General features: G+C 74.1%; 20 protein-coding genes, 2 tRNA genes and 1 pseudogene. 16 read left to right on the top strand and 7 right to left on the bottom strand.

The genetic code is table 11. The features are described 5' to 3' along the window. Together BM093_RS26950 and BM093_RS26955 are read right to left on the bottom strand one after the other, a co-directional pair. A pseudogene (locus BM093_RS26950) lies at positions 1 to 284 on the bottom strand (hypothetical protein); the annotation flags it as partial. A gap of 283 nt (positions 285 to 567) precedes the next feature. Further along, a complete protein-coding gene (locus tag BM093_RS26955; RefSeq protein WP_245773829.1) occupies positions 568 to 1,752 on the bottom strand; it encodes an FAD-dependent oxidoreductase in 1,185 nt (394 codons plus the stop codon). Between the two features lie 154 nt (positions 1,753 to 1,906). Between BM093_RS26955 and BM093_RS26960 the strand changes: the two genes are divergently transcribed. Further along, positions 1,907 to 2,617: an alpha/beta fold hydrolase gene (locus BM093_RS26960; protein ID WP_093352109.1), complete on the top strand. Its 711-nt coding sequence runs from the start codon at positions 1,907 to 1,909 to the stop codon at positions 2,615 to 2,617. A 322-nt stretch (positions 2,618 to 2,939) separates the two neighbouring features. Continuing rightward, positions 2,940 to 3,344: a YccF domain-containing protein gene (locus BM093_RS26965; RefSeq protein WP_218162951.1), complete on the top strand. Its 405-nt coding sequence runs from the start codon at positions 2,940 to 2,942 to the stop codon at positions 3,342 to 3,344. 102 nt (positions 3,345 to 3,446) lie between these two features. On the opposite strand, the gene BM093_RS26970 is transcribed toward BM093_RS26965, so the two are convergent. After that, positions 3,447 to 4,703, bottom strand: coding sequence for a M18 family aminopeptidase (locus BM093_RS26970; RefSeq protein ID WP_218162948.1), 1,257 nt, complete (start codon positions 4,701 to 4,703; stop codon positions 3,447 to 3,449). A 19-nt stretch (positions 4,704 to 4,722) separates the two neighbouring features. Between BM093_RS26970 and mftG the strand changes: the two genes are divergently transcribed. From mftG to BM093_RS26985, 3 genes are all read left to right on the top strand, one after another. After that, positions 4,723 to 6,222, top strand: coding sequence for a mycofactocin dehydrogenase MftG (mftG, locus tag BM093_RS26975; protein WP_245773830.1), 1,500 nt, complete (start codon positions 4,723 to 4,725; stop codon positions 6,220 to 6,222). A 111-nt stretch (positions 6,223 to 6,333) separates the two neighbouring features. Beyond that, positions 6,334 to 6,831 (top strand): GNAT family N-acetyltransferase, encoded by a 498-nt coding sequence (locus BM093_RS26980; RefSeq protein WP_425439203.1) that lies wholly within the window; start codon positions 6,334 to 6,336, stop codon positions 6,829 to 6,831. 20 nt (positions 6,832 to 6,851) lie between these two features. Further along, entirely contained in the window at positions 6,852 to 8,912 is a 2,061-nt protein-coding gene (locus BM093_RS26985; RefSeq protein ID WP_093352135.1) for a M3 family metallopeptidase, read from the top strand. 50 nt (positions 8,913 to 8,962) lie between these two features. Here the strand turns inward: BM093_RS26985 and BM093_RS26990 are convergent, their stop codons facing one another. Then, on the bottom strand, positions 8,963 to 10,729 hold the full coding sequence (locus BM093_RS26990; protein WP_143105540.1) for a family 16 glycosylhydrolase: 1,767 nt from the start codon (positions 10,727 to 10,729) through the stop codon (positions 8,963 to 8,965). A gap of 274 nt (positions 10,730 to 11,003) precedes the next feature. Between BM093_RS26990 and BM093_RS26995 the strand changes: the two genes are divergently transcribed. Continuing rightward, positions 11,004 to 11,738: a response regulator transcription factor gene (locus tag BM093_RS26995; RefSeq protein ID WP_093352304.1), complete on the top strand. Its 735-nt coding sequence runs from the start codon at positions 11,004 to 11,006 to the stop codon at positions 11,736 to 11,738. Between the two features lie 6 nt (positions 11,739 to 11,744). Here the strand turns inward: BM093_RS26995 and BM093_RS27000 are convergent, their stop codons facing one another. Both BM093_RS27000 and hisC read right to left on the bottom strand, forming a co-directional pair. After that, positions 11,745 to 12,338: a hypothetical protein gene (locus tag BM093_RS27000; RefSeq protein ID WP_093352144.1), complete on the bottom strand. Its 594-nt coding sequence runs from the start codon at positions 12,336 to 12,338 to the stop codon at positions 11,745 to 11,747. Between the two features lie 74 nt (positions 12,339 to 12,412). Further along, on the bottom strand, positions 12,413 to 13,474 hold the full coding sequence (hisC, locus tag BM093_RS27005) for a histidinol-phosphate transaminase (RefSeq protein ID WP_093352150.1): 1,062 nt from the start codon (positions 13,472 to 13,474) through the stop codon (positions 12,413 to 12,415). Between the two features lie 61 nt (positions 13,475 to 13,535). Here hisC and BM093_RS27010 point away from each other — a divergent pair, with 61 nt between their 5' ends. From BM093_RS27010 to BM093_RS27025, 4 genes are all read left to right on the top strand, one after another. After that, positions 13,536 to 14,231, top strand: a complete 696-nt coding sequence (locus tag BM093_RS27010; RefSeq protein WP_093352155.1) for a dienelactone hydrolase family protein — start codon at positions 13,536 to 13,538, stop codon at positions 14,229 to 14,231. Between the two features lie 115 nt (positions 14,232 to 14,346). Next, positions 14,347 to 16,428, top strand: a complete 2,082-nt coding sequence (locus tag BM093_RS27015) for an acetoacetate--CoA ligase (protein WP_245773831.1) — start codon at positions 14,347 to 14,349, stop codon at positions 16,426 to 16,428. Positions 16,429 to 16,534: 106 nt separating this feature from the next. Beyond that, a tRNA-Ser gene (locus BM093_RS27020) sits at positions 16,535 to 16,624 on the top strand. 56 nt (positions 16,625 to 16,680) lie between these two features. After that, positions 16,681 to 16,753, top strand: a tRNA-Arg gene (locus BM093_RS27025). Between the two features lie 68 nt (positions 16,754 to 16,821). Here the strand turns inward: BM093_RS27025 and BM093_RS27030 are convergent. Next, complete coding sequence (locus BM093_RS27030) at positions 16,822 to 17,349, bottom strand: MarR family winged helix-turn-helix transcriptional regulator (RefSeq protein WP_093352314.1); 528 nt, start codon at positions 17,347 to 17,349, stop codon at positions 16,822 to 16,824. 95 nt (positions 17,350 to 17,444) lie between these two features. Between BM093_RS27030 and BM093_RS27035 the strand changes: the two genes are divergently transcribed. The 6 genes from BM093_RS27035 (at position 17,445) to BM093_RS27060 (ending at position 23,781) form a co-directional block, all read left to right on the top strand. Further along, positions 17,445 to 18,020, top strand: coding sequence for an NADPH-dependent F420 reductase (locus tag BM093_RS27035; protein WP_093352158.1), 576 nt, complete (start codon positions 17,445 to 17,447; stop codon positions 18,018 to 18,020). A gap of 52 nt (positions 18,021 to 18,072) precedes the next feature. Continuing rightward, positions 18,073 to 18,984 (top strand): dioxygenase family protein, encoded by a 912-nt coding sequence (locus tag BM093_RS27040; RefSeq protein ID WP_093352164.1) that lies wholly within the window; start codon positions 18,073 to 18,075, stop codon positions 18,982 to 18,984. Between the two features lie 29 nt (positions 18,985 to 19,013). After that, the gene (locus tag BM093_RS27045; RefSeq protein WP_093352167.1) at positions 19,014 to 19,943 is read left to right on the top strand and encodes a LysR family transcriptional regulator; all 930 of its coding nucleotides are present in this window, start codon (positions 19,014 to 19,016) and stop codon (positions 19,941 to 19,943) included. 208 nt (positions 19,944 to 20,151) lie between these two features. Then, entirely contained in the window at positions 20,152 to 21,498 is a 1,347-nt protein-coding gene (locus BM093_RS27050; protein WP_177238731.1) for an MFS transporter, read from the top strand. A gap of 169 nt (positions 21,499 to 21,667) precedes the next feature. Continuing rightward, positions 21,668 to 22,714, top strand: coding sequence for a FecCD family ABC transporter permease (locus BM093_RS27055; protein ID WP_093352177.1), 1,047 nt, complete (start codon positions 21,668 to 21,670; stop codon positions 22,712 to 22,714). Beyond that, positions 22,711 to 23,781 carry a FecCD family ABC transporter permease gene (locus tag BM093_RS27060; protein WP_093352181.1) on the top strand — a complete coding sequence of 357 codons (1,071 nt, stop codon included), beginning with the start codon at positions 22,711 to 22,713 and terminating at the stop codon, positions 23,779 to 23,781. The genes BM093_RS27055 and BM093_RS27060 overlap by 4 nt, the downstream gene beginning before the upstream one ends. Positions 23,782 to 23,784: the final 3 nt, after the last annotated feature.

Here is a 23,784-nt window from a genome sequence, read left to right on the forward strand (position 1 = left end):
CGGGAGTTTCCGCCGTTGCGTCCGGCCGGATCGTGGGCCTGGTAGCCGAGATGGTCGGTGATCTCGCCCTCGAGCGCGGACTCCAGGACCCGCTTCGTGAGCTGCGCGAGCAGGCCGTTCTCGCCGGTCAGGTCGAGCCCGTTCGCGCGGGCGCGGCCGGCGAGTTGGGCGATCAACTGCTCGTCGACCGCGTCGAGCCCTGCCTGCGCGCCGTCATCATCGACGAGCTGCTCCTCGTCGGTCACGCTGTCGAGGTCGACCGGCTCAGCTGCTTGGTCTGTCATCGGGTCCACACTCCTTGATCGGAGTTACACCGATGTTCTTACAGTCCCAACCACCGTTCTAGAGGCGTCTTCCAGATGATCTCAGGGTCCGGCTGCGATGATCGCCAGGTGCTCGGTGGAGGCGAGTCGACCGACAGGGCCTGGGCACGGATCGAGCCGTGCGGCCGGCCGATGAAGGTCGTGGGCGACGGCGACGTGATCACCGACAGGTGACCAGGGGCCGGCGGTGGACGACGTCGTCGGCGTGCGGGCCGGAGTGGGCGACCGCGCCGAGGTGGGGAGATCAGCCGGTCACGGTGGCCGGCCGGGTCTGGGCGCGAGCGTCGAGCCCATGGATCCAGGCCAGCCACGGGTCGAGCCCGCCCAGCTTCTCGTCACGGGCGACGGCCTCGGGGCCGTCCGGCAGGTGCAGCAGGTCCGAGGTGACCAGGGAACTGCGCTGGACCTGCCGGGTGCGGCTGCGACGGATCCGCTCGTAGAGGGCGAGGGCGCTCGCGTGGTCGTCCGACTCGGCGAGCAGGTCGGCCAGCACCACGGCGTCCTCGATGGACTGGTTCGCGCCCTGGCCGTGGTGCGGGAGCATCGTGTGTGCGGCGTCGCCGAGGAGCACGACGCGGCCCGCCGACCACCGTGTCAGCGGCGGCAGCGTGTAGAGCGGCCAGTGCGCCGACTGCGGTACCGCCTCGACCATCTCACGGACGGCCGGCGCCCAGCCGGAGAACGCCTCGGCCAGTGTCCCGGGCGCCGCCGAGGCAGGCCCAGGCCCGGCGGCCCAGGCGTCGGGCCCCTCCAGCACGGCCAGGAAGTTGACCTCCCCGCCGTCCGGGCCGATGGCGTAGTGCAGCAGGTGCGCGTCGGGACCCATCCAGAATTGGATCGCGCCCGGGTCCGGCAGCGTGGGCAGGCTGCTCACCGGGACGATCCCGCGGAAGCCCGAGGTCCCGGTGTAGACGGGTGTCGCGGCCGGGTCGACCAGGCCACGCAGTCGTGAGTGGACACCGTCGGCGCCGACGACGACCGACGCGGTCACCGTCTCCCCGGACGCGAGGGTGAGTGTGCCGTCGCTGTCGGCGGACACGACGTCGCTGTTCAGCCGGATCATCCCGGGCGGGCAGGCGCCGGACAGGATCCGCTGGAACTCCGCCCGGTGAATGCCCAGGTAGGGGGCTCCGAACCGGCGACGGTAGGAGCCGTCGAGCCCGACCGGGAACGCGGTGACCCGGTCGTGGGTGCGCCAGCCGCGGTGGATCAGCTCGGTCGGCTGGGTGGCGACGGCCTCCAGCTCGCCGAGCAGGCCCAGCTCATCCATCGGGCGCAACCCGTTCGCGGACAACGCCACCGCGGCGCCGACCTCGCGCAGCTCCTCCGCACGTTCGAACACGGTCACCGGGACGCCGCGTGCGTGTAGTGACAGGGCCAGTGTCAGCCCGCCGATCCCGGCCCCGACGATCGCCACCGATCCGTCCATGCCCGGATCCTGACACGCAGCCGCGCCGTTGTCCCTGACCCGGTGCGTCCCGGTCGTGACCGAGATCGTCCATGTCCCGTCGGACACTGCCGATTCCGGCGGGGGCCACGCAGAATGCTGCCTGGGCCCCGGCCCCCGACCAGGAGGTACACCGATGTCCGAGACGTTCGTTCTGGTGACCGGTGCGTGGCACGGCGGCTGGGCCTGGCGTCCGGTGGCCGAGCGACTGCGCGCGGCAGGCCACCGGGTGTTCACCCCGACCCTGCCCGGGCTCGCGGACGGTGACGACCCGACGCGGTACCGGCTCGCCGACACCGTCGACGCGGTCGCCGGCCTCATCGAGAAGCACGACCTGCAGGACGTGACCCTCGTCGGCCACAGCTGGGGCGGTTACGTGGTCACCGGCGCCGCGCACCGCGTCACGGGGCGCTTGCGCAAGCTCGTCTACTGGAGCGCGTTCGTCCCGGCGGCGGGCCGCTCGCTCCACGACGAGGTTCCGCCGCAGTACCAGCAGCTGTTCGAGGCCCAGGCGGAGGCGTCGGGGAACAACTCGGTGGCCCTGCCGCTCGAGGTGTGGCAGCAGGCGTTCATGAACGACGCCTCCGAGGACGTGCAGCGCACGGTCCACGCGCTGCTGGTGCCGCAGCCGATGCAGTACTTCACCGAGACCGTCGACCCGCTCGAGCCGGGGGCCGTCCCGGTCGCCTACGTGCTGAGCAGCGACGACGTCGCGCTCCCGCCCGGCGAGTACGGCTGGGCTCGGTTCGCCGAGCGTCTCGGGGTCACCCCGATCCCGGTGCCGGGCAGCCACGAGGGCTGCTTCACGCAGCCGGAGGCGCTCGCCGCGGCGCTGCTCGAGGCCTGATGCCCGCCGGACGGCCGAGGCCCGCCGGGCGGTCCCAGCCGCTGGAGGGGCGACGGCGCCCGGACGGCCGAGGCTCACCGGACGGCCGACAGCCGCCGGAGTGCCGACAGCCGCTGGACGGCCGACAACCGGCAGAGAGCCGTCAGCCGTCGGACGGTCCGCGCCCGCCGGACGGCCCACACTCGCTAGACGGCCGGGCCGCCGCACGGCCGACGGCTCGGGGCCGGTTGCCGCACCGGGGTGAGCGTGCTCCCGGGTCCGGGTCGGCATCGGGGTGAACCCCGGTATGACCACCGGGCAGAACGGGCATCCTGGACCCATGCTGCGGCTCGTCCTGAACGTGATCTGGCTGGTGCTCTCGGGGTTCTGGCTGTTCCTCGGCTATCTGGCCGCCGGGATCGTCGCCTGCCTGCTGATCGTCACCATCCCGTTCGGCATCGCGTCGTTCCGGATCGGGGTCTACGCGTTGTGGCCGTTCGGCCGCGACGTCGTACGCCGGCCGACGGCGGGCGCGGCGTCGACGATCGGCAACGTCCTGTGGATCATCCTGTTCGGATGGTGGCTCGTCCTCGGGCACATCGGGACCGCGCTGGCGCTGGCCGTCACGATCATCGGACTGCCGATGGCCTGGGCGAACCTGAAGCTGATCCCCGTCTCGCTGCTGCCGTTGGGGTCGCAGATCGTCGACGCCGGCACGTACGTGCCCGGCTCACGCATCGCCGGCTGAGCCGAGCGGGTCAGGCCGGGGCTGAGCCGGGTGAGGCCGGGGCAGGCAGTCCGGGCCGACCCGGGTGACGCCGGGCGGAGCCGAGCCGTGTGACGGGTCGCGTCACTCGGGATCGGCGAGGAACTCCACACCCGCCCGGTGCAGCAGGCCCGGGTCGTGCACCCCGCACAGCTCGCGGGCCGAGTGCATGGACAGCACCGGGATGCCGACGTCGATCGTCCGGATCCCCAGCCGGGTCGCCATGATCGGTCCGACGGTCGAGCCGCAGGGCACGGTGTTCTTCGAGACGAAGACCTGGTTCGGCACCCCCGCGGTGCGGCAGGCACGCTTCCAGGCCGCGGCGCCGGGTGCGTCGGTGGCGTAGCGCTGCACCGCGTTGACCTTGAGCGACGGGCCCCGGTTCGGCACCGACAGGTGGTGCGGGTCGTGCTTGTCCAGGTGGTTCGGGTGGGCGGCGTGCGTGACGTCCACGGACAGGCAGCGGGACCGGGCGAACACCGTCCGCCGGGCCTCGAACCCACCGGCCAGCCGGGTCAGCACCGTCTCCAGCAGCGGGCCCGCGGCGCCGGTGGCGGTGTCGGAGCCGACCTCCTCGTGGTCGAACCCGACGAACACCGGGACGGTCGCCGGGTCCCGCCCGGCGGCGCTGATCAGCGCGGTCACCCCGGCGTGCACCGAGGCCAGGTTGTCCAGCCGGGGTGCCGCCATCAGCTCGTCGTCGCGGCCCAGCAGGGCGGGCGGGGTGAGGTCGTGGGTGAACAGGTCGTGCGCGGCGACCTCCTCCGGGTCCTCGTCGACGCCGACGGCCAGGAACTCGACGAGCGCGCCGTCGTCCGGGGTGCCCAGGCCCCAGACCGGCAGCAGGTGCTGCTGCGGGTCCAGGGTCAGGCCCTGGTTCACCCCCCGGTCGAGGTGGATCGCCAGCTGCGGGATGCGCAGCAGCGGCCGGTCCACCCGCACCGGGACGACCCGGCCGTCGTAGAACGCCAGGCGCCCGGCCAGCCCCAGGTCCCGGTCGAGCCAGGAGTTCCACAGTGCCCCGCCGTAGACCTCGACGCCGACCTGGCGCCAGCCGGCCGTGCCGACGTCCGGGTTCGGCTTGACCTTGAACCCGGGGGAGTCGGTGTGCGCGGCGAAGACCCGCAGCGGCCGCTCCGCCGGGATCTCCGGCTGCCACCAGGCCAGGATCGTGCCGTCGCGCACCAGGTAGCGGCCACCGGCGCCCTCGACCCACGGCCCGTCCTCGGGCTGCTCGACGAACCCGGCCGCGGACAGCCGGCGGACGGCCTCGGCCACCGCGTGGTACGGCGACGGGCTCGCGGTCAGGAACGAGGCGAGGTCACGTGCTGCGTCGGTCACGTAGGGCATCCTGGCAGCAATGACGGGAAGTGCGAGGACGGACGTCCACGACGTGGTGGTGGTCGGTGCGGGCTCCGCCGGTTGCGCGCTCGCGGGCCGGCTCGCCGCCCGTGGTGTCCGGACGGCGCTGGTGGAGGCCGGGAGCGTCGTCGTCCCGCCGGACGCCACGCCGATCGCCTCGCTCGCCGCCACCACCCCGGGCCACGTGCTGAACTGGGCCTACCGCGCGATCCTCTGCGAGGGCCGGGAGATCACGGTGCCCCGCGGGCGGGTGCTCGGTGGCTCCGGCGCGGTCAACGGCGGCTACTTCGTCCGCGCGCTGCCCGCCGACTTCAGCGACTGGGGCGTGCCCGGGTGGTCCTACGAGGACGTCCTGCCCTATTACCGGCGGCTCGAACGCGACCTGGACTTCTGTCTCTCCGATGTGCACGGTGACGCCGGGCCGCTGCGGATCTCCCGGCCCGCCGGCCGGCTGCGCGCCCCGGTCACCGACCCGTTCCTGGCGGCCTGCGCCACGATCGGGTACCCGGCGGAGCCGGACAAGAACGGCGGCGGCCCGCCCGGTGCGGGACCGGTCCCGACCAACGCCGTCGACGGCAGGCGGGTCAGCTCGGCGACCGCGTACCTCCCCCCGCCGTGGGGCGACGGCGAGTGGCAGGACGCGCTGACCGTGTACGGCGGGCAGGCCGTCGAGTCCCTGCTGCTCGAGGGCGACCGGGTGTACGGCGTGCGGACCGGGGACGCCGAGCTGCACGCCGGCGAGGTCGTGGTCGCGGCGGGTGCGGTGGGCACCCCGGCCCTGCTGCAGCGCTCCGGGATCGGGCCGGAGGACACGCTGCGTGCGGCGGGCGTCGCCACGCGGCACGAGCTCCCCGGGGTCGGCCGCGGCTGGTCGGACCACCCGTCGGTGTTCCTGCCGCTGCGCAGCGGCCTGCCCGACCCGCACCCGGACGCCGTCGCGGCCCAGGCCTCGCTCAACGTCGACTCGGGCACCGACCCGGCCGGCGACCTGGAGGTGCTGCTGTTCGCGCACCCGTTCGCACCGGGCGGGCCCGCCCACCTGATGTGCGCGGTGCAGCGCCCGGACAGCCGCGGGCTGCTCGCGATCACCTCGCCGGACCACGCCGACCCGCCCCGGCTGGACTACCGCTACCTGCGCAGCACGTCGGACCGGCACCGGATGCGGGCCGCGGTGCGGATCGCGGCGGAGGTCCTGCGGGCCGCCGGGTGGGACCGGGCCGGTCCCGACGACGGCGGCCCGGCCGGCTGGGAGCTCGGCAACGACACCCGGCTGGACGAGTGGATCCACAACCGGTTGACCACCTCGGTGCACCTGTCGGGCAGCGCCGCCATGGGGACCGGGCAGGACGCCGTCGTCGGTCCGGACCTGCGGGTGCAGGGCCTGAGCGGGCTGCGGGTGGCGGACACCTCGATCCTGCCTGCGGTTCCCCGGCGCGGCCCGGCGGCGACCGCGGTGATGATCGGGGAGCGGGCGGCGGACCTGGTGTTCTCCGGCTGAGGCCCCCGGCGTACCGAGGTTCCAGGCGCACCGAAGTTCCAGATGCACCGAAGTTCCGGATGCACCGAAGTCCCTGGCACGGCGCCGTGGTCGGGTCGTACCGTCCGCGGGGTGATCCGGCGGGGGACCGCCGCGGACGTCGCGGCCATGCGGCGGATCGAGCGCGCCGCGGGCGAGCCGTTCCGCGAGATCGGGCTCGACGTGGTCGCCGACGACGAGCCGCCGCCCGCCGCCGTGCTCGCCGCGTACGTGACCGAGGGCCACGCGTTCGTCGACGAGCGCGGTGGGGAGCCGGTCGGTTACCTGATCACCGAGATCGTCGACGGCTGCGCGCACCTGGAACAGGTCTCGGTGCTGCCCCGGCTGCGCGGACGGCGGATCGGCGAAGGCCTGGTCGAGCACCTCGCCGGCTGGGCCCGGGACCGGCGGCTGCCCGCGCTGACGCTGACGACCTACCGGGACGTGCCGTGGAACGGGCCGTACTGGGTGCGGCTCGGGTTCCGGGAGCTGGTCGGGCTCGGCCCCGGGCTGCAGGCGATCCGGGACGCCGAGATCGCCCGCGGCCTGGACGTGTGGCCACGCCTGGCGATGCGCCGCGACCTGCAGTGATCGACGTAGGGTCGGACGGCATGACCCGCGTGTCGACCGATCCGCTGCCGGACAACCCGTTCCTGGCGCCCAGCGAGCTGCCCCACGGCCTGCCCGACACCACCCGCATCGCCGACGAGCACTACCTCCCGGCGTTCGAGGCCGGGATGGCGCAGCAGCGGGACGAGGTCGCGGCGATCATCGAGGCCGGTGCGCCGACGTTCGAGAACACGGTCGTCGCCCTGGAACGCTCCGGTGCGGTCCTCGACCGGGTGTCGCGGCTGTTCTTCACCCGCGTCTCGGCGCACACGTCGCCCGCGATCCAGGAGATCGAGGAGCAGGTGGCGCCGCGGCTGGCGGCGCACGCCGACGCGATCCAGCTCGATCCGGACCTGTTCGCCCGGGTCGACGCGCTGCACGAGCGTCGGCACGAGCTCGGCCTGGGCCCCGAGGCGGTGCGGTTGCTCGAGCGCCGGCACCGGGACATGGTCCGGGCCGGGGTCCGGCTCGGTGCGGGGGAGCAGCAGCGGCTGCGTGAGCTCAACGCCGAGCTGTCGGCGCTGACCACGCGGTACGGGGCGACGCTGCTGGCCGGGGCGAACGCGGCGGCCGTGCACGTCACGGACCGGTCCCGGCTCGACGGCCTCTCCGACGACGCGGTCGCCGCGGCTGCCGCGGCCGCCCGTGACCGTGGGTACGACGACGGCTGGTTGCTCACCCTGGTCCTGCCGACCGGGCAGCCGGCGCTGGCGGTGCTGACCGACCGGTCGCTGCGGGAGCAGCTCCACCGGGCGTCGGTGACCCGCGGGCAGGGCGGTGAGCACGACACCCGCCGGCTCGTACCGGTGATCGCGCGGCTGCGCGCGGAGCGGGCGCGGCTGCTCGGCTACCCGGACCACGCGTCCTACGTGGCCGACGACGCCACCGCCGGGACCGCCGCCGCGGCCCGCGAGCTGCTGGAGTCGATGGTCCCGGCCGCGATCGCGAACGCCGACCGGGAGGTCGCCGAGCTCACCGAGCCGGCCGGGATCGAGCTCGAGCCGTGGGACCGGGCCTTCTACGCCGAGCGGGACCGCCACGCCCGTTTCGCGGTCGACGACGCCGCACTGCGGCCGTACCTGAGCGCCGAGCGGGTGATCGGGGACGGCGTCTTCCGGGCGGCGGGGGAGCTGTACGGGCTCACCTTCACCGAGCGGACCGACCTGCCCGCCTACCACCCGGACGTCCGCTGGTGGGAGGTCCGGGCGGACTCCGGTGCGGTGCTCGGGCTGTTCGGGGCGGACCTGTGGGCGCGGCCGTCGAAACGCGGCGGCGCCTGGATGAACGCGCTGGTGGACCAGTCGTCGTTGCTGGGCACCACGCCGGTCATACTGAACACGCTGAACCTGGTGAAGCCGGCGCCGGGCGAGCCCGCGCTGCTCACGCTGGACGAGGTCCGCACGCTGTTCCACGAGTTCGGGCACGCCCTGCACGGGCTGCTGTCCGCGGTCGAGTACCCGACGTTCTCCGGCACCGCGGTCCCGCGCGACTTCGTCGAGTTCCCCAGCCAGGTCAACGAGATGTGGCTGACCGACCCGGCGATCCTGGCGTCCTTCGCCCGGCACCACGCCACCGGGGAGCCGCTCCCGCCGGAGCTGCTGTCCGCGACGCTCGCCGCGCGTGGCCACGGCGAGGGAGCCGCGACCACCGAGTACCTGGCGGCGTCACTGCTGGACCAGGCCTGGCACCGGCTCTCCCCGGAGGAGGCCGCGGCGGTGACCGACGTCGAGGCGTTCGAACAGCAGGCGCTGGAGGCGGCCGGGGTCGCGCACCGGCTCGTCCCGCCGCGGTACCGCTCGACGTACTTCAACCACGTCTTCGCCGGCGGTTACGCGGCCGCCTACTACTCCTACATCTGGGCCGAGGTGCTCGACGCCGACACCGTGGCCTGGTTCGGGGAGAACGGCGGGCTGCGGCGGGAGAACGGCGACCGGTTCCGCCGCGAGATCCTCTCCCGTGGCGGGGCGGTGGACGCGATGGCGGCCTACCGGTCGTTCCGCGGCCGGGACCCCGAGATCGGCCCGCTGCTGCAGCGGCGCGGGCTGGTGCCCGCCGCCGGCTGACCGCGTCCGTGGGAGCGGGGCCCTCCGGAGGGCCCCGCTCCTGTCTCAGCTCAGGAGTACTGGCGCATCCACGCCACGTGCATCTCGCTCGGCTCGGGCGAACCGCCCTCGGGGAAGTAGTCGAGCTGGATGGTGGCGTGCATCGGGCCCGGTGGCAGCGTGTCCGGGTCGTCGGACCGGAACCACTCCTCGCCGTTGACGTAGCCGACCACCGCGTCCGGGGTCCACTCGACGGCGTAGTTGTTCCACTGGGTGATGTCGATCTGCTTCTTGGCGTCCTTCTGCGAGTTGTCCGACCCGTAGTGCAGGAAGAAGGACACGTCGTCGCTGGCGCTGGTGGTCTCGGCGAAGTCGATCTCGCCACCCCCCGGCCAGGAGACCTCGCTCGGCCAGAGCAGCAGGACCGGGTGGTACTGCTTGTCCCCGGCCGGGAACTTGGCCCGCATCTCCCACTTGCCGTACTTGGCCGGCTCGCCCCAGGCGATGCCGCCGGTGTTGCCCTCGGAGTCGCCGCGGATCACGAGGTTGTCGTTCTCGACCGACACCGCGTCCGGCGTGCGGCGGCCGTTGCCGTCGTGGCCGGGGCCGTCGTAGGCGGTCCAGTTCTCGCCGAGCGACGAGCCGGTGAACTCGTCGCCGCCGATCGCCTGCCAGCCCTTCGCCAGCGCGGCCTGGATGCCCTCGCCGGCGACCTGGGCGGCACCGGCGACACCACCGGTCGCACCGGACCCGGCGGACGAGTCCGATCCGGAGGCCGAGTCCGACCCGGCAGCAGAGTCCGAATCGGAGGACGAGCTCGATCCCGCCCCGGAGTCCGATGCGGACTCGGACGCGGCCTGCTCGCGGCGTTCCTCGGCCCGGCGCTCCGCGGCGTCCGCCGCGGCGATCGCCGGTCCGATCTGGCCGGACGCGCCCTGTGCGGCGTCGCCGAGCCGGGACCCGCCACCGTCGCCGACGCCCGAGGCGGCGCTGCCGGGGGCATCCGAGACCGACCGCCGCGACGCGTCCACCAGCGTGGTGCTCAGCGCCGGGTCGTCGGCCCCGGGCTGCAGCAGCGTCCCGATCATCGTCGCGGCGAGGAGCGCGGCCGCTCCGACACCGAGCGGGGCGAAGCGGCGGACCGCGGACCGGTGGGGAGCGCCGGTCCGATCGATCTCGACGACGGAGCCGTCCGGGAGGCCGGCGTCGGTGGAGCCGGGTTCCAGGGCGGCGCGGCCGGGGCCGTCCACCTGCTCGGCGACGGCTGTCCGGTCGACAGGGCTCCGGTCGACCGCAGTCCGGTCGGCCGGGTCGTGGTCCGCAGCGTCCCGCTCGGGGGCGTCCCGGTCGGGGGCACCGTGCAGACCGGCGATGCCGGCCCCGCTGATCGCCCGGATCCGGCGCCCGGACCGGGTCGCGCCGGTGTCGGACTCGTCCGGGCCGGGGGACCCGCCGAGGAGCCGATCACCGCCCGGCGGGGTGAACAGGTCGGTGCCGGCGGCCGGGGGACGTGGTCCCCACGGGCTCGCGTCATCGGCAGGGGTGGTCGCCGCCCGGGACCCCGCCGTCACCAGCACCGGTGCGTCCGTCGCCTGATCGGCGACACCGGTGGGGGAATCCGCCGCAGCGGCACCGGTGTCGTCGTCGGCCTGCGCGCGCCGGTGCCGCCCGGAGGCGGTCACCGGCCCGTCGAGCAGGTCCGTGGCGGGGACGGCGGCGGACGCGGAGCGCCCGGCCCGGGGTGACGGCACAGAGGGGGAGCTGTGCTCTGCGGCGACCCGCTCGATCAGATCCCGGGGGTCGACCTGATCAGCCGCAGCGGAACTCTTCCGTCGCATGACCGGGGACTCTAGGTAGGGTGACCGACGGTGAACACCCTCGCTGAGAAGGGTGGTTGCTCCTCCGCGCCGACAGGTCGTCGCTGAGCGATGATCAGCAAGATTCGGTCGAATCGGAACCAACGTTGCGCCGAACGGAGCAGCAAGGTTCTCAGGTTGCCCCGATCGGGGGGTGTGAACGCTCCGCGTCGCACCGTTAGCCGATTGTGACCGACTGCCGGTCGCGCGACAGTGGCCGGATGCTCCCCGCAGCTCCCCGATCCTCCCAGGAACCGTGAACGACCATCCGGCCCCCGCTGTGCCCACCGTCGACATCCCGTCCCCGCGCTCCCCGTCCCGGCCGCTCGCCGTGCTGCTCGCCCTGCCGCCGTCCGCGACGTCGGCGTCGCTCGGCCGCGGGCTGAGCCGGGACCTCGGGGCGGAGGGGGTCGAGGTCGCGGCCGTCTCGGAGGGCATCGAGCTGCTCGATGCGGTCCGGGCCGGCCGTGCCGACCTGCTGGTGCTCGACATGGAACTGCCCGGGCCCGACCCGTCGGTGCTGCTCGGCGCGGTGCAGGCGGAGTCGCCGCCGACGCCGGTGATCACGGTGGTCCCGCGCGAGCGCGCGGCCGCGGTCCTCGGCCTGCTCCGCGGCGACCGCGACGACTTCGTCATCCGGCCGTTCGTCCCCGACGAGCTCGCCGCCCGCATCCGGTTGCGGCTGCGCGCGGCGGCCGGGCTGCCGGCACCGACGGTGCTCGGCCACGGTGGGCTCGCCCTCGACGTCGACGCCGGCCAGGTGTTCGCCGACGGCAGAAGGGTCGCCCTCTCGCCCACCGAGTACGCCCTGCTGGTGGCGCTCGCCGAGCGGGCGGGCGAGGTCGTCAGCCACGACGAGCTGGCCCGGCGGGCCTGGTCCGAACCGGTCTCGGCGAACCTGGTGCAGGTCTACATCTCCTACCTGCGCCGCAAGATCGGCCCGGACCGCATCCGGACCGTCCGCGGCACCGGCTACCAGCTCGAGGGGTAGGCCGGGTCAGCTCCGGTCCGCCTCGTCGAGCCACGGCCGCACGTGGTCCCAGGGCACGGCGGACCGGTCCTCGACCCGCTCGACCAGCATCCGGACCCGCAGGGCGGCGTCGCGGGTGAGCCGGAAGTCGTCGTCCCGGGTGAACGGCTGCTCGGGGCCGAGGTCGCGCGCCGTCGCCACGATCCGCCCGGCCGCCGCGCGGATCGCGTCGGCGTCCGCGCGCGCCGGTGCGGGATCGAGCCCGGCGTCGGCGACGGTCTGCTCGATGCCGGTGAGCCGGTCCGCCAGCCAGCCCCAGGGGTCCGCGGTGAGCGCATCGGACCACACGCGGTCCGAGGGCTCCGGACCGTCGAAGCGGGGGTGGAAGTGTGCGGCGGCGTAGGGCCGGTCGGGCAGGTCGAGGCGGCCGAAGAGGTCGGCCCGCCAGAACGTCTCCCCGACGACGAGCGGCTGTGCCGCCGACTCGCTGCCGCGGTGCAGCTGTGGCTGCAGCAGGCCCAGCTCGATCCGGGCCCCGGCCTCCATCGTCGCGTCCGGCCCGACCTCGAACCAGCGCCGTACGGTGATCGCGATCCGGGTGAAGCTGAAGGTGACCAGCATCGGACCTCCTGCGTCGTGCGGTCGGGGAGCTCAGCCTGCCCGGTCGGGGAGCTCAGCCTGCCTGGTCGGGGAGCTCAGCCTGCCTGGTCGGGGAACGACGAGGCGACGTCGAGCAGCAGGTCGTTCTCCTGCGGTGTGGAGACCGTGACGCGCACGCCGTCCGGCTGGAACCCCCGCACGATCACCTTCCGCTCGCTGCAGTGCGTGGCGAACTCGGCGGCCCGGTCACCGAGCGGCAGCCAGACGAAGTTCGCCTGGTTGTCGGGCACGGTGAACCCGAGATCGCGCAGGGCCGCCGCGACCCGGTCCCGCTCGGCGACGACGTCGGCGCACCCGGCGAGGATCTCCTCGCGGTGCTCCAGCGCAGCGATCGCGCCGGCCTGGGCGAGCGAGTTGACGCCGAACGGCGGAGCGACCTTGCGCAGCGCGGCCGCGATCCCGGCCGAGGCCAGCGCGTAGCCGACCCGCAGCCCGGCGAGCCGGTAGGCCTTGGAGAACGTCCGCAGCACCACCAGGTTGGGGTGCTCGTCGAGCAGCGACCGCCCGTGCACCGCGTCCGGGTCGGTGACGTACTCGGCGTAGGCCTCGTCCAGGGCCACCAGGACGTCGGCCGGGACGGTGCGCAGGAACTGGACGAACTCCTCCCGGCGCACGGCCGGGCCGGTCGGGTTGTTCGGGCTGCACACGAAGACCAGCCGGGTGCGGTCGGTGATCGCGGCGGCCATCGCGTCGAGGTCGTGCCGGAAGCCGTCGTCGAGCCCGACGGTGCGGACCTCCGCCCCGCCGATCCGGGTCACGATCGGGTACGCCTCGAACGAGCGCCACGCGAACAGCACCTCGTCACCGGGCCCCAGGCAGCTGATCTGCACCAGCTGCTGGCACAAGGTCACCGACCCGCAGCCGACGGCGATCCGCTCCGGAGCGAGGTCGTGGACCTCGGCGAGCCGGTCGGTCAGCTCGACGACGCCGAGGTCGGGGTACCGGTTGCCGCCGGCGGCGGCCCGGGCGATCGCCTCCAGCACGACCGGGTGCGGCGGCTCCGCGACCTCGTTGCTGGCCAGTTTGATCGCCCCGGGGACGGTGCGGCCCGGCACGTACGCGGGCAGGGTGTCCAGATCGGGACGGATCAGCGTCATGCGGGCAACGGTATCTCGCAGGGGTCGAAACACGGGCGGTTGCTCTGGTTGAGTGAGTGCCATGACCACCGGTATCCGGACCGAGGGCGTTCCGCTCACCGACGGTAGCGAACTGCGGCTGACGGTCGCCGAACCCGACGGGCCGGCCCGGGGCGGCGTCGTCGTGCTCCAGGAGGCCCGTGGGGTGACCGACTCGGTGCGGTTGCTGGTGACCGGGCTGGCCAACGACGGCTGGCTGGCCGTGGCCCCGCACCTGTACCACCGCGACGGCGCCGACGACCTCGGCGCGGGCAGCGACTCCGAGGTGGCCGCGCAGCTGGGCCGGCTCGAACCGGGGCAGATCATGGACGACTGCGACACGGCGTTCGGCTGGCTGGCCGACAACGGTGTCGAGGCCGACCGGATGGGCGTGCTCGGGTTCGACATCGGCGGCACGGTGGCACTGCACGTGGCGGCGAACCGGATCATGGGGGCCGCGGTCACCGTCGCCGGGGAGGGAGTCGAGAAGTCCCCGTCGCGCAGTGTCCCGGCGCTGGTCGAGACCGCGCCCGAGCTGACCTGCCCGTGGCTGGGCATCTACTCCGAGGCCGCCGACAGCGCCGCCGTCGCCCGGCTCCGCGACGCCGCCGGGAGATCGGGGATGGCGACCGACGTCGTCGTCTACCCGGCCACCGGCTACCGCTTCGACGACGACCCGGACTCGGCCGCCGAGGCGTGGGAGCGGGTCCTCAACTGGTTCGGCGCCCACCTCCGCTGACCGCGGCGACGGCGGGGGCAGGGCCGGGTCCGATGTGGCCGGAGCCCGGTGCGCGGGCCCCGGTGTGGTGCTCGACCACTGGTGCGCCGCCGGGCCGGTCGGGGAAGCTGGGCCCATGTCGTCTGTGCCGCCCGTGCCGTCCGTGTCGTCCGAGCCCTCGGGGTCCGCCGGGCCGTCGGGATCCGGGCCGTCGGAGTCCGGGCTGTCGGGGCGGACCGTCACCGATCCGGAGACCCCGGAGCTGCTGTGGCGGCCGGACCCCGACGAGGTCCCGGGCACCGCGATCGTCGAGTTCGCCACCTGGGCCCGTGACGAGCGCGGTGCGCCGATCACCGACGTCACGGACTACCGGCAGCTGCACGCCTGGTCGGTGTCCGATCTCGAGGGCTTCTGGTCGGCCGTCGCCGAGCACACCGGCGTGATCTTCCACGACCGGCCGACGGCGACCCTGGGCTCGCGGGACATGCCGGGCGCCCAGTGGTTCCCGGGCTCGACGCTGAACTACGCCGAGCACGTGCTGACCCCCGGCCCCGGCCGTCAGGACGACGACGTGGCCGTCGAGTTCGTCCGGGAGGACGGGCTGGAGCGCACGGTCACCCACGCCGAGCTGCGGGATCAGGTGGCACGGGCGCGTGCCGGGCTGGTCCGCGCCGGCGTCGGGCAGGGCGACCGGGTCGTGGCGCTCGCCCCGAACTCGGTCGAGACGCTGGTGGCGTTCCTGGCCACGGCGAGCCTGGGCGCGATCTGGTCGTCGTGCTCGCCGGACTTCGGTGCCCGCGCGGTGCACGACCGGTTCGCCCAGATCGAGCCGGCGGTGCTGGTCGCGGTCGACGGCTACCGCTACAACGGCAAGGGTTTCGACGTCCGGGCGAACGTGACCGCGCTGCAGGAACAGATGCCGTCGCTGCGCCGGACCGTGCTCGTGCCCTACCTCGACGAGGACGCGACGCTCGAGGGCACCGTGTCGTGGAGCGAGTTCACCGCCGAGCCCGGCCCGCTCGAGTTCACCCCGGTGCCGTTCGACCACCCGCTGTGGGTGCTCTACTCCTCGGGCACCACCGGGCTGCCGAAGGGCATCGTGCACGGGCACGGCGGCATCGTCGTCGAGCACCTCAAGGCGATGCGCCTGCAGCACGGGCTCGGGCCCGGGCAGCGGTTCTTCTGGTTCACCACCACCGGCTGGATGATGTGGAACTTCCTGGTCGGCGGCCTGCTCGTGGGCGCGACGATCGTGATGTTCGACGGCAGCCCCGGCCATCCCGACCTGAACGCGCTGTGGGCGCTCGCCGCGAAGCACCGGGTGTCGCTGTTCGGGGTGTCGGCGCCGTACGTGCAGTCGTGCATGAAGGCCGGGCTGCGGCCCGGTACCGACAACGACCTCTCCGCGATGCGTGCGCTCGGCTCCACCGGCGCCCCGCTGTCGGTCGAGGGCTTCCGCTGGATCGGCGAGGCGGCCGGTGAGCACATCCAGATCTGCTCGGTCTCCGGTGGCACCGACGTGTGCGCGGCGTTCCTGACGAGCGCCCCGACCGTCCCGGTGTGGCTGGGGGAGCTGTCCTGCGCCGCGCTGGGTGCCGACGTGCGGTCCTTCGCCGAGGACGGCACCGACCTGCTCGACGACGTCGGCGAGCTGGTCATCACCACGCCGACGCCGTCGATGCCGGTGAGGTTCTGGAACGACCCGGACGGCACCCGGCTGCGGGAGTCGTACTACGAGGACTTCCCGGGCACTTGGCGGCACGGCGACTGGGTCCGGCGCACCCCGCGCGACTCGTTCGTGATCTACGGGCGTTCGGACTCGACGCTGAACCGGGGTGGGGTGCGGATGGGCACGGCGGACTTCTACTCCGTCGTGGAGAACTTCCCCGGCGTCGCGGACTCGCTGGTGATCGACACCACGGCGCTGGGCGCGCGGGAGGAGGGGGCGCTGCTCTGCTTCCTGGTGCTCGACGAGGGGGTGTCCCTCGACGACGTCGAGCCGCCGCTGCGGACGGCGCTGCGCAAGGAGCTCTCGCCCCGGCACGTCCCGGACCGGTTCATGGTCGTCGACGCGGTCCCGCGGACGCTGAACGGCAAGAAGTGCGAGGTGCCGGTCAAGAAGATCCTCTCCGGGGCGGACCCGGAGAAGGCGGTGTCGGCGGGTGCGCTGCAGAACCCGGAGTCGCTGTCCCCCTTCGTGGACCTCGCCGGACGCTGAGTCCCGCCCGGCCGGACCGGGGGTGCCGGCGAGTCCCGGCCCCCCGGTTCGAAGCCGGTTGAGGCGCCGTGTAGTGTTGCCCTCGCTGGTGGCCGTGAGGCACCGGGGAGGCTTCGCCTAGTCTGGTCTATGGCGCCGCACTGCTAATGCGGTTTGGGGTTACCCCCCATCCCGGGTTCAAATCCCGGAGCCTCCGCGCCGGCGTGGCGGGCCTCACGGGCCTGGCGACGCCGACAAGTGAAGAACGCACATGCGCCCGTAGCTCAACGGATAGAGCATCTGACTACGGATCAGAAGGTTAGGGGTTCGAATCCCTTCGGGCGCGCACAGGACTCAGCCCCGACCGGCACTGCCGGTCGGGGCTGAGTCTTCTCCGGCCCCGCGTGCGAGGGGTCACGTGCCGGCTGCGGGCTTCGGCCGCCCGGGCTCCTGGTCGTCGTACCGGGTGTAGGTCGCGGCCATCGTCCCGTCCGGGTCCAGCTCGGCGAGGATCGCGTCGCCGATGGCGGCGAGCTGGTCGATCTGCTCCTCGGTGAGCGTGTCGACGACGTGGCGGCGGACGGTGGTCACGTGACCGGGCGCCGCGCGGCGCACCGTGGCCCAGCCGTCGTCGGTCAGCCGGACGTTGGTGGTCCGGCGGTCCTGCGGGTGCGGGTGGCGCCCGACCAGGCCCCGCCCCTCGAGGCGCGTCACGACGTGGGAGAGCCGGGGCAGTGTGGCGTTGACCTGCCGGGCCAGCTCGGTCATCGACAGCGTCCGGTCGGGCGCCTCGGACAGCATCGCCATCAGGAAGTACTCGAACTCGCTCACGCCGGCGTCGTGGCGGAGCTGGGTGTCCAGCGCGCCCGGCAGCAGCTCGGTCACCGCCCGCAGGCGGATCCAGGCGCGCAGCTGCCGTCGGTCCAGCCAGGGTGTGGTCACGGTCACGTCCTCCGACGGAATGGTTGAAGCTTCAAGTTTGCTCTCTCTGATGACAGTTGTAGCAACAACCAAGCATGGGGAACAGGAGCACGGACATGGCACACGTGAGCATCATCGGTACCGGCAGCATGGGATCGGCCATCGCCGAGGTCGTCGGCCGCGGCGGCAACACCGTCGAGCTGCTCGGCTCGGGCGACGGCGCGACGCCGGTCACCGGCGACGTGGTCGTCCTCGCGGTGCCGTACGGCGCGGTCGCCGACATCGTGGCCCGGCGCGCCGAGCAGCTGGCCGGCAAGGTCGTCGTCGACATCACCAACCCGGTGGACTTCGCGACGTTCGACTCCCTCGTCGTCCCGGCCGACGGGTCGGCCACCGCCGAGATCGCCGCCGCGCTGCCCGGCTCCCGGGTGGTGAAGGCGTTCAACACCACCTTCGCGGCGACCCTGACCGCGGGCACCGTCGGCGGCGAGCCCACGACCGTGCTGATCGCCGGCGACGACGCCGAGGCCAAGGCCGCGCTGGCCGGGATCGTCACCGCGGGCGGGCTGCGCGCCGTCGACGCCGGGTCGCTGCGCCGGGCCCGTGAGCTGGAGGCGCTCGGCTTCCTGCAGATCAGCCTCGCCGCCGGCGAGAAGATCGCCTGGACCGGCGGGTTCGCCGTCGTCCCCTGAGGCACGCCCGTTCTGCACCCTCCCGAACCACGGCAGAGACCGAGGAGCTCCCATGACCACGCCCCGTCCCACGTCGACCGCGCTCGCCGACGCCCGCATCCCGGCGGCGCACCCGTTCGCCGAGCACCTGCGGCGCGTCGCCGCCCTCGACGCTGCGGAGCCACTGCGCCCGTGGACGCCGCAGGACGGCCCGCTGCCCGGGCTCTTCCTGTCCCACGGCGGTGGCCCGCTGCCCTTCGAGGACCCGGACTGGCTCGGCCCGCTGCACGACTGGGCCCGCTCGCTGCCCCGGCCGACGGCGATCCTGGTGGTCTCCGCGCACTGGGAGTCCGCGCCGCTGTCGGTGAGCGCGGACCGGCCCGACGAGCTGGTGTACGACTTCGGCGGCTTCGACCCGATGTACCACCGGTTCCGCTACGACACCCCGGACGCCGGTGCGCTGGCGCGCCAGGTCGCCGGCCTCATGCCGGACACCGAGCAGCCGCACCGGCACGCCCGGCGCGGGCTCGACCACGGCGCCTGGGTGCCGCTGAAGATCATGTACCCGGCCGCGGACATCCCGGTGCTGCAGCTGAGCCTGCCGACCGACGACCCGGACCGGCTGCTGGCCGTCGGCGAGCGGTTGCGCCCGCTGCGCGAGCAGGGCGTGCTGGTGATCGGCTCCGGGCACATGACCCACGGCATGCCGTACCTGACCCGGGAGATGTTCCTGGAGAACCAGGTGCCGGGCTGGTCGTCGGACTTCGACACCTGGGCCGCCGAGGCGCTGGCCCGCGGTGACGTCGCCGAGCTCAGCCGCTTCCGCACCGCCGCGCCGGGGATGCCCTACGCGCACCCGACCGTGGAGCACTTCACGCCGCTGTTCCTCACGCTCGGCGCGGCCGCCGACCCCACGGCGCCGGTGACGACGACACTGGACGGCTACAGCGTCGGCTTCTCCCGGCGGTCGTTCCAGGTGGCCTGAGCGGCCCGTCGACCTCGTAAGGTCCGTACATGATCGATCGGCGTCTCCGGGTGCTGCGGGCGATCGAGCGGCACCGGACCGTGACGGCCGCGGCGGAGGTGTGCCGGCTGACGCCGTCCGCGGTCTCGCACCAGATGCAGGCGCTGAGCCGGGAGCTCGGCGTGGTGCTGCTCGAGCCCGACGGGCGCGGGGTGCGGCTGACCGCGGCCGCCCGCACCCTGCTCGCACACGGCGAGGCGCTCGCGGCCCAGTGGGAACGGGCGCGGGCCGACCTCGCCGCACACCGCACCGGTGGCGTCGGCGGCCTGCTGCGCTTCTGCGGCTTCTCCACCGCCGCCGCGGCCGTCGTGCCGCAGGCGATGGAGTCGCTCCGCACCGAGTACCCGGGCCTGGGCCTGCACCTGCGCGAGACCGAGCCGTCCCGCTCGTTCGACCTGCTGGCCGCCGACGACACCGACATCGTCGTGGTCGTCGCGACGCCGGACATCCCGCCGGCCTCGGACGAGGCGTTCGAGCAGCACGTCCTCTACGACGAACCGCTGGACATGCTCGTCGGGCCCGAGCACCCGGTGGTCGGGCGGGACGACGTCGCGCTGAGCGAGCTCGCCGCCGACCCCTGGATCGGCAGCAACCCCGGACGGGCGTACCACCAGCTGGTCACGCTGGCCTGCACCAGCGCCGGGTTCGCCCCCGACGTCGCGCACTACGCCGACGAGTGGGACACCGGTGCCGCGCTGGTCGCCCGCGGGTTCGGGGTGGCCCTGGTCCCGCGCCTGGCCGACCTGCCCACCCGGCACGACACCCGGCGCGTCCCCGTCGGGGCGCCGCCGGTGCCGATCCGCCGGGTGGTCGCCGCGGTGCGGGCCGGGTCCGCCGAGCAGCCCGCGATCGCCGCGGGGCTGACGGCGCTGCGGCAGGTCTGCGCCGCGTTGTCGCCGATCCTCGGCACGGTGTCCTGAGAAGCACGGTGTCCTGAGAGTCGCGGTGTCCTGAGAGTCGCGGTGTCTTGAAAGTCGCGGTGTCCTGAGAGTCGGGTCACCCGTGGCGCGGCCTCCGCGACGCCGCGCCGTGGATGAGCTGCAGCGATCACATCGTGTTCGTTGTGTACACGGTTTCCGATCAGGTCTTTCGATGCTCTGCAGCAGTCCGGCACCGCAACCTGGGGCCGTGTTCACGTCGACCGCCCACCCCGCCCCGCCCCGTTCCCGTCGCCCCGGGGCCCGTCCGCTCACGATGGCGGTGGCACTGGCGTCGCTCGCGTTCGGCGCGAACATGGCCGGCCCGCTCTACCCCGGCTACCAGGCACGGCTGGGCTTCGACGACCTCACGCTGACGGTGATCTACGCCGTCTACGCCGTGGTGAGCGTTCCGGCGCTGCTGGTCCTGGGGCCGCTGGGGGACCGGATCGGCCGGGTGCGGATGGTCCGGGCCGGGCTGGTCGTGGCCGCGCTCGGGTCGGTCTGCTTCGCGATCGGGGACGGCGTGGCGTGGCTGGTCGCCGGCCGGGCGCTGCAGGGGATCGCGCTCGGCGCGGCGACCGGGGCGGGGATGGCGGTGCTGGCCGACACCGTCTCCAGCACCCGCCGGCGCCGCTTCGCCGCGGCGGGCGCGCTGGCCTTCCTCGCCGGCACCGCCGCCGGGCCGGGCCTGACCGGCCTGGTGGCCGAGTTCGCCCCGGCCCCGGCCCCGCACGCGACCGTGCACCTGCTGCACGTGGTGCTCGTCGCGGTCGTGTCCGTCCGGCTCGGACGCACCCCGGGGCCGCTGCCGGTCGGGACGCTGGGCGGCCGGCCGCAGGCCGCGCCGCAGCTGCCGGTCGGCAGCCGGGAACCCTTCCTCGCCGCGATGGCGAACGGGTTCGTGTCGTGGGCGGTGGCCGGGCTGTTCCTCGGGCTGGTCCCGAGCGTGCTGGCCCGCGGCGCCGGCGACGTCGGCACGGCCGCGCTCGGGGCGGTCGCCGCGCTCGTGGTGCTCGCGTCCCTGCCGGCGCAGGGCCTGCTCACCCGGCTCGGGGCCGTCCGGGCACAGCGCTACGGGCTCGGCCTGCTCGGGACCGGCCTGGTGGTGCTCGTCGTGTCCGGCGGGTCGGCCCCGCTGCCGGTGGTCCTCGGGACCGCCGCGGTCGCCGGGTTCGGTCACGGCCTCGCCTACGGCGGTGCCCACGGCGTGGTCGAGACGATCGCGGTGGGCGACCGTGCGGCGGGCCTCACCGCCACCGCCTACGTCGTGTACTACCTGGGCGCGGGCCTCCCGACGGTCGCGGTGGGCCTCCTCACCGCGGTGCTCCCGCTCGGGTCCGCGACCGGCGCGCTGGCCGGGGTGCTGCTCGTCGCGGCCGTCGCCGCCGCCGTGCCGACCCGGCGGTTCGCGGTCGCCGGCACCCGCGTGCACCGGCGCACGGACGCCGAGGACAGCCCGCTCGGCGACGTCGCCGACCTGATCAGGGGGATGCTGTGGGGGATGCACCAGGCGAACGGGATCCTGCACGGCCGGACGACGCCCGGGCGCTCGTGACCGCGGGTGCGGGGCCCGGCCAGGGTCGCTGCGATCACGCTCACGCGACGATCCGGCCTCGTCGTCTTGCCGAGATTCGGGCGGGAGACATAGGTTAGCCGTCCCTAATGTCCTGATGTGATGTCCTGAGGTGACGAGGAACCGTGTTGACCGCCTGGGCAGCCTCACGATGAGCACCACGGCCGGGACCGACGTGCAACCGGTCCGGCGCGACACCCACACCGGACGGCAGCTGATCGGCATCCCCCTCGCCGTGGTGGCGCTGGTCGTCGCCTGTGTCCTCAGTGTCATGATCGGCGCGAAGTCGATCCCGGTCGGCACCGTGGTCGACGCGTTCACCGCCTTCGACCCCACGAACAACGACCACCTCTTCGTCCGGGACGAGCGGGTCCCGCGCACGGTGCTCGGCGTGCTCGCCGGCCTCGCGCTCGGGCTCGCCGGGACCGTCATGCAGGCGGTGGCGCGCAACCCGCTGGCCGACCCCGGCGTGCTCGGCATCAACGCCGGGGCGTCGCTGCTGGTCGTCACCGGGATCACCCTGTTCGGGCTCACCACCCTCACCGGCTACGTGTGGTTCGCCTTCGTCGGCGCCGCGATCGCGGCCGTGCTCGTCTACGGGGTGTCCTCGCTGGGCCGCGAGGGCGCGACCCCGATCAAGCTCGCGCTCGCCGGCGCCGCGGCCAACGCCGCGTTCGTCTCCTTCACCACGGCGGTGCTGCTCACCGGGTCCGACGCGTTCGAGCAGTTCCGGCTGTGGCAGGTCGGCTCGCTGGCCGGCCGCGGCTGGGACGTCGTCGGGGCGGTGGCGGTGTTCATCGTCGTCGGGTCGGTGATCGCGCTGCTGTCCGGCGGGCTGCTGAACACCCTCGCGATGGGCGACGACATGGCCCGGGCCCTGGGCCAGAACGTCACCCGCGCCCGGGTGGTCTCGGGGCTCGCGGTGGTGCTCCTGTGCGGTGCCGCGACCGCCGCGGCCGGCCCGATCGGCTTCGTCGGCCTGGCGGTGCCGCAGATCGCGCGGCTGATCGCGGGTCCGGACAACCGCTGGCTGCTGCCCTACGCGGCACTGCTCGCCCCGGTCCTGGTGCTCGGTGCCGACGTCGTCGGCCGGCTGATCGCCCGCCCCGGCGAGGTCCAGGTCGGGATCCTCACCGCCGCCATCGGGGCACCGATCTTCATCGCGCTGGTGCGCGGACGGCGGGTGAGCAGCCTGTGAGCGTCGACCTGCAGACCGTCGTGGCGGACCCGGCCGCCGCCGAGCGGGCGGCGATCCGCCGCACCCGGGCCGGCACCCGTACCCGCCGGATCACGATCGGCGTCGTGCTCGCCGCGGCCGTCGCGCTCGTCGGGGCGGTCGCGCTCTCGGTCGGCGAGTCCGTGATCTCGTTGCCGGACGTGCTCTCCACGCTGGCCGGGCAGGGCAGCCGCAACACCAACTACGTGATCCTGGAACTGCGCCTGCCCCGGGCGGTCACCGCGATCCTGGTCGGGATCGGGTTCGGCCTGTCCGGCACGGTGATCCAGAGCCTGCTGGGCAACCCGCTGGCCAGCCCCGACGTGATCGGGCTCAGTACCGGGGCGAGCGCCGCCGCGGTGCTGGGGATCGTCGTGATCGGCCTGGACGGGATCGCGGTCTCGGTGATCGCCCTGTTCGGTGCGCTGCTCACGGCGGCCGTGATGTACGTGCTCGCCTGGCGGGACGGGGTCTCCGGGTACCGGCTGATCCTCATCGGCATCGGTCTCGCCGCCCTGCTGCTCAGCGTCGTGAGCTTCTTCATGACCCGGGCCCAGGTCACCAGCGCCTCCGAGGCGCTGGTCTGGATCAGTGGCAGCCTCAGCGGGCGCAACTGGTCGCAGGCGGTCCCGCTGGCCGTCGCGCTGGCCGTGCTGGTGCCGGTCCTGGCCGTGCTCTCCCGGGTCCTGGGCCTGCTGGGCATGGGCGACGACACCGCCCGGGGCCTCGGGGTCCCGGTCCAGCAGACCCGGCTGGCGCTGCTGATCGTCGCGGTCGCGATCGCCGGGGTGGCGACGGCGGCGACCGGCCCGATCGCGTTCGTCGCCCTGCTGGCCGGTCCGATCGGGCGCACCCTGTCCCGCGACGGCGGCGCGGCGCTGCTGCCCTCGGCGTTGGTCGGCGCCCTGATCGTGCTGATCGCCGACTTCGCCGCCCAGCACACCCCCGGCCTGCCGCTGCTCCCGGTGGGCGTGCTCACCGGCGCGATCGGCGCCCCGTACCTGCTGTTCCTGCTGGCGACGATGAACCGAGCCGGCCGAGGAGGATGACCG

The sequence above is a fragment of the Pseudonocardia ammonioxydans genome (assembly GCF_900115005.1).
Lineage (GTDB): Bacteria > Actinomycetota > Actinomycetes > Mycobacteriales > Pseudonocardiaceae > Pseudonocardia > Pseudonocardia ammonioxydans.

Bases quoted from the DNA above. Each gene is read 5' to 3' on its own strand.
- BM093_RS26955 (WP_245773829.1), bottom strand. From the start codon at position 1,752: ATGGACGGATCGGTGGCGATCGTCGGGGCCGGGATCGGCGGGCTGACA.
- BM093_RS26960 (WP_093352109.1), top strand. From the start codon at position 1,907: ATGTCCGAGACGTTCGTTCTGGTGACCGGTGCGTGGCACGGCGGCTGG.
- mftG (WP_245773830.1), top strand. From the start codon at position 4,723: ATGACGGGAAGTGCGAGGACGGACGTCCACGACGTGGTGGTGGTCGGT.
- BM093_RS26985 (WP_093352135.1), top strand. From the start codon at position 6,852: ATGACCCGCGTGTCGACCGATCCGCTGCCGGACAACCCGTTCCTGGCG.
- BM093_RS26990 (WP_143105540.1), bottom strand. From the start codon at position 10,729: ATGCGACGGAAGAGTTCCGCTGCGGCTGATCAGGTCGACCCCCGGGAT.
- BM093_RS27000 (WP_093352144.1), bottom strand. From the start codon at position 12,338: ATGCTGGTCACCTTCAGCTTCACCCGGATCGCGATCACCGTACGGCGC.
- hisC (WP_093352150.1), bottom strand. From the start codon at position 13,474: ATGACGCTGATCCGTCCCGATCTGGACACCCTGCCCGCGTACGTGCCG.
- BM093_RS27010 (WP_093352155.1), top strand. From the start codon at position 13,536: ATGACCACCGGTATCCGGACCGAGGGCGTTCCGCTCACCGACGGTAGC.
- BM093_RS27015 (WP_245773831.1), top strand. From the start codon at position 14,347: ATGTCGTCTGTGCCGCCCGTGCCGTCCGTGTCGTCCGAGCCCTCGGGG.
- BM093_RS27035 (WP_093352158.1), top strand. From the start codon at position 17,445: ATGGCACACGTGAGCATCATCGGTACCGGCAGCATGGGATCGGCCATC.
- BM093_RS27040 (WP_093352164.1), top strand. From the start codon at position 18,073: ATGACCACGCCCCGTCCCACGTCGACCGCGCTCGCCGACGCCCGCATC.
- BM093_RS27045 (WP_093352167.1), top strand. From the start codon at position 19,014: ATGATCGATCGGCGTCTCCGGGTGCTGCGGGCGATCGAGCGGCACCGG.
- BM093_RS27055 (WP_093352177.1), top strand. From the start codon at position 21,668: ATGAGCACCACGGCCGGGACCGACGTGCAACCGGTCCGGCGCGACACC.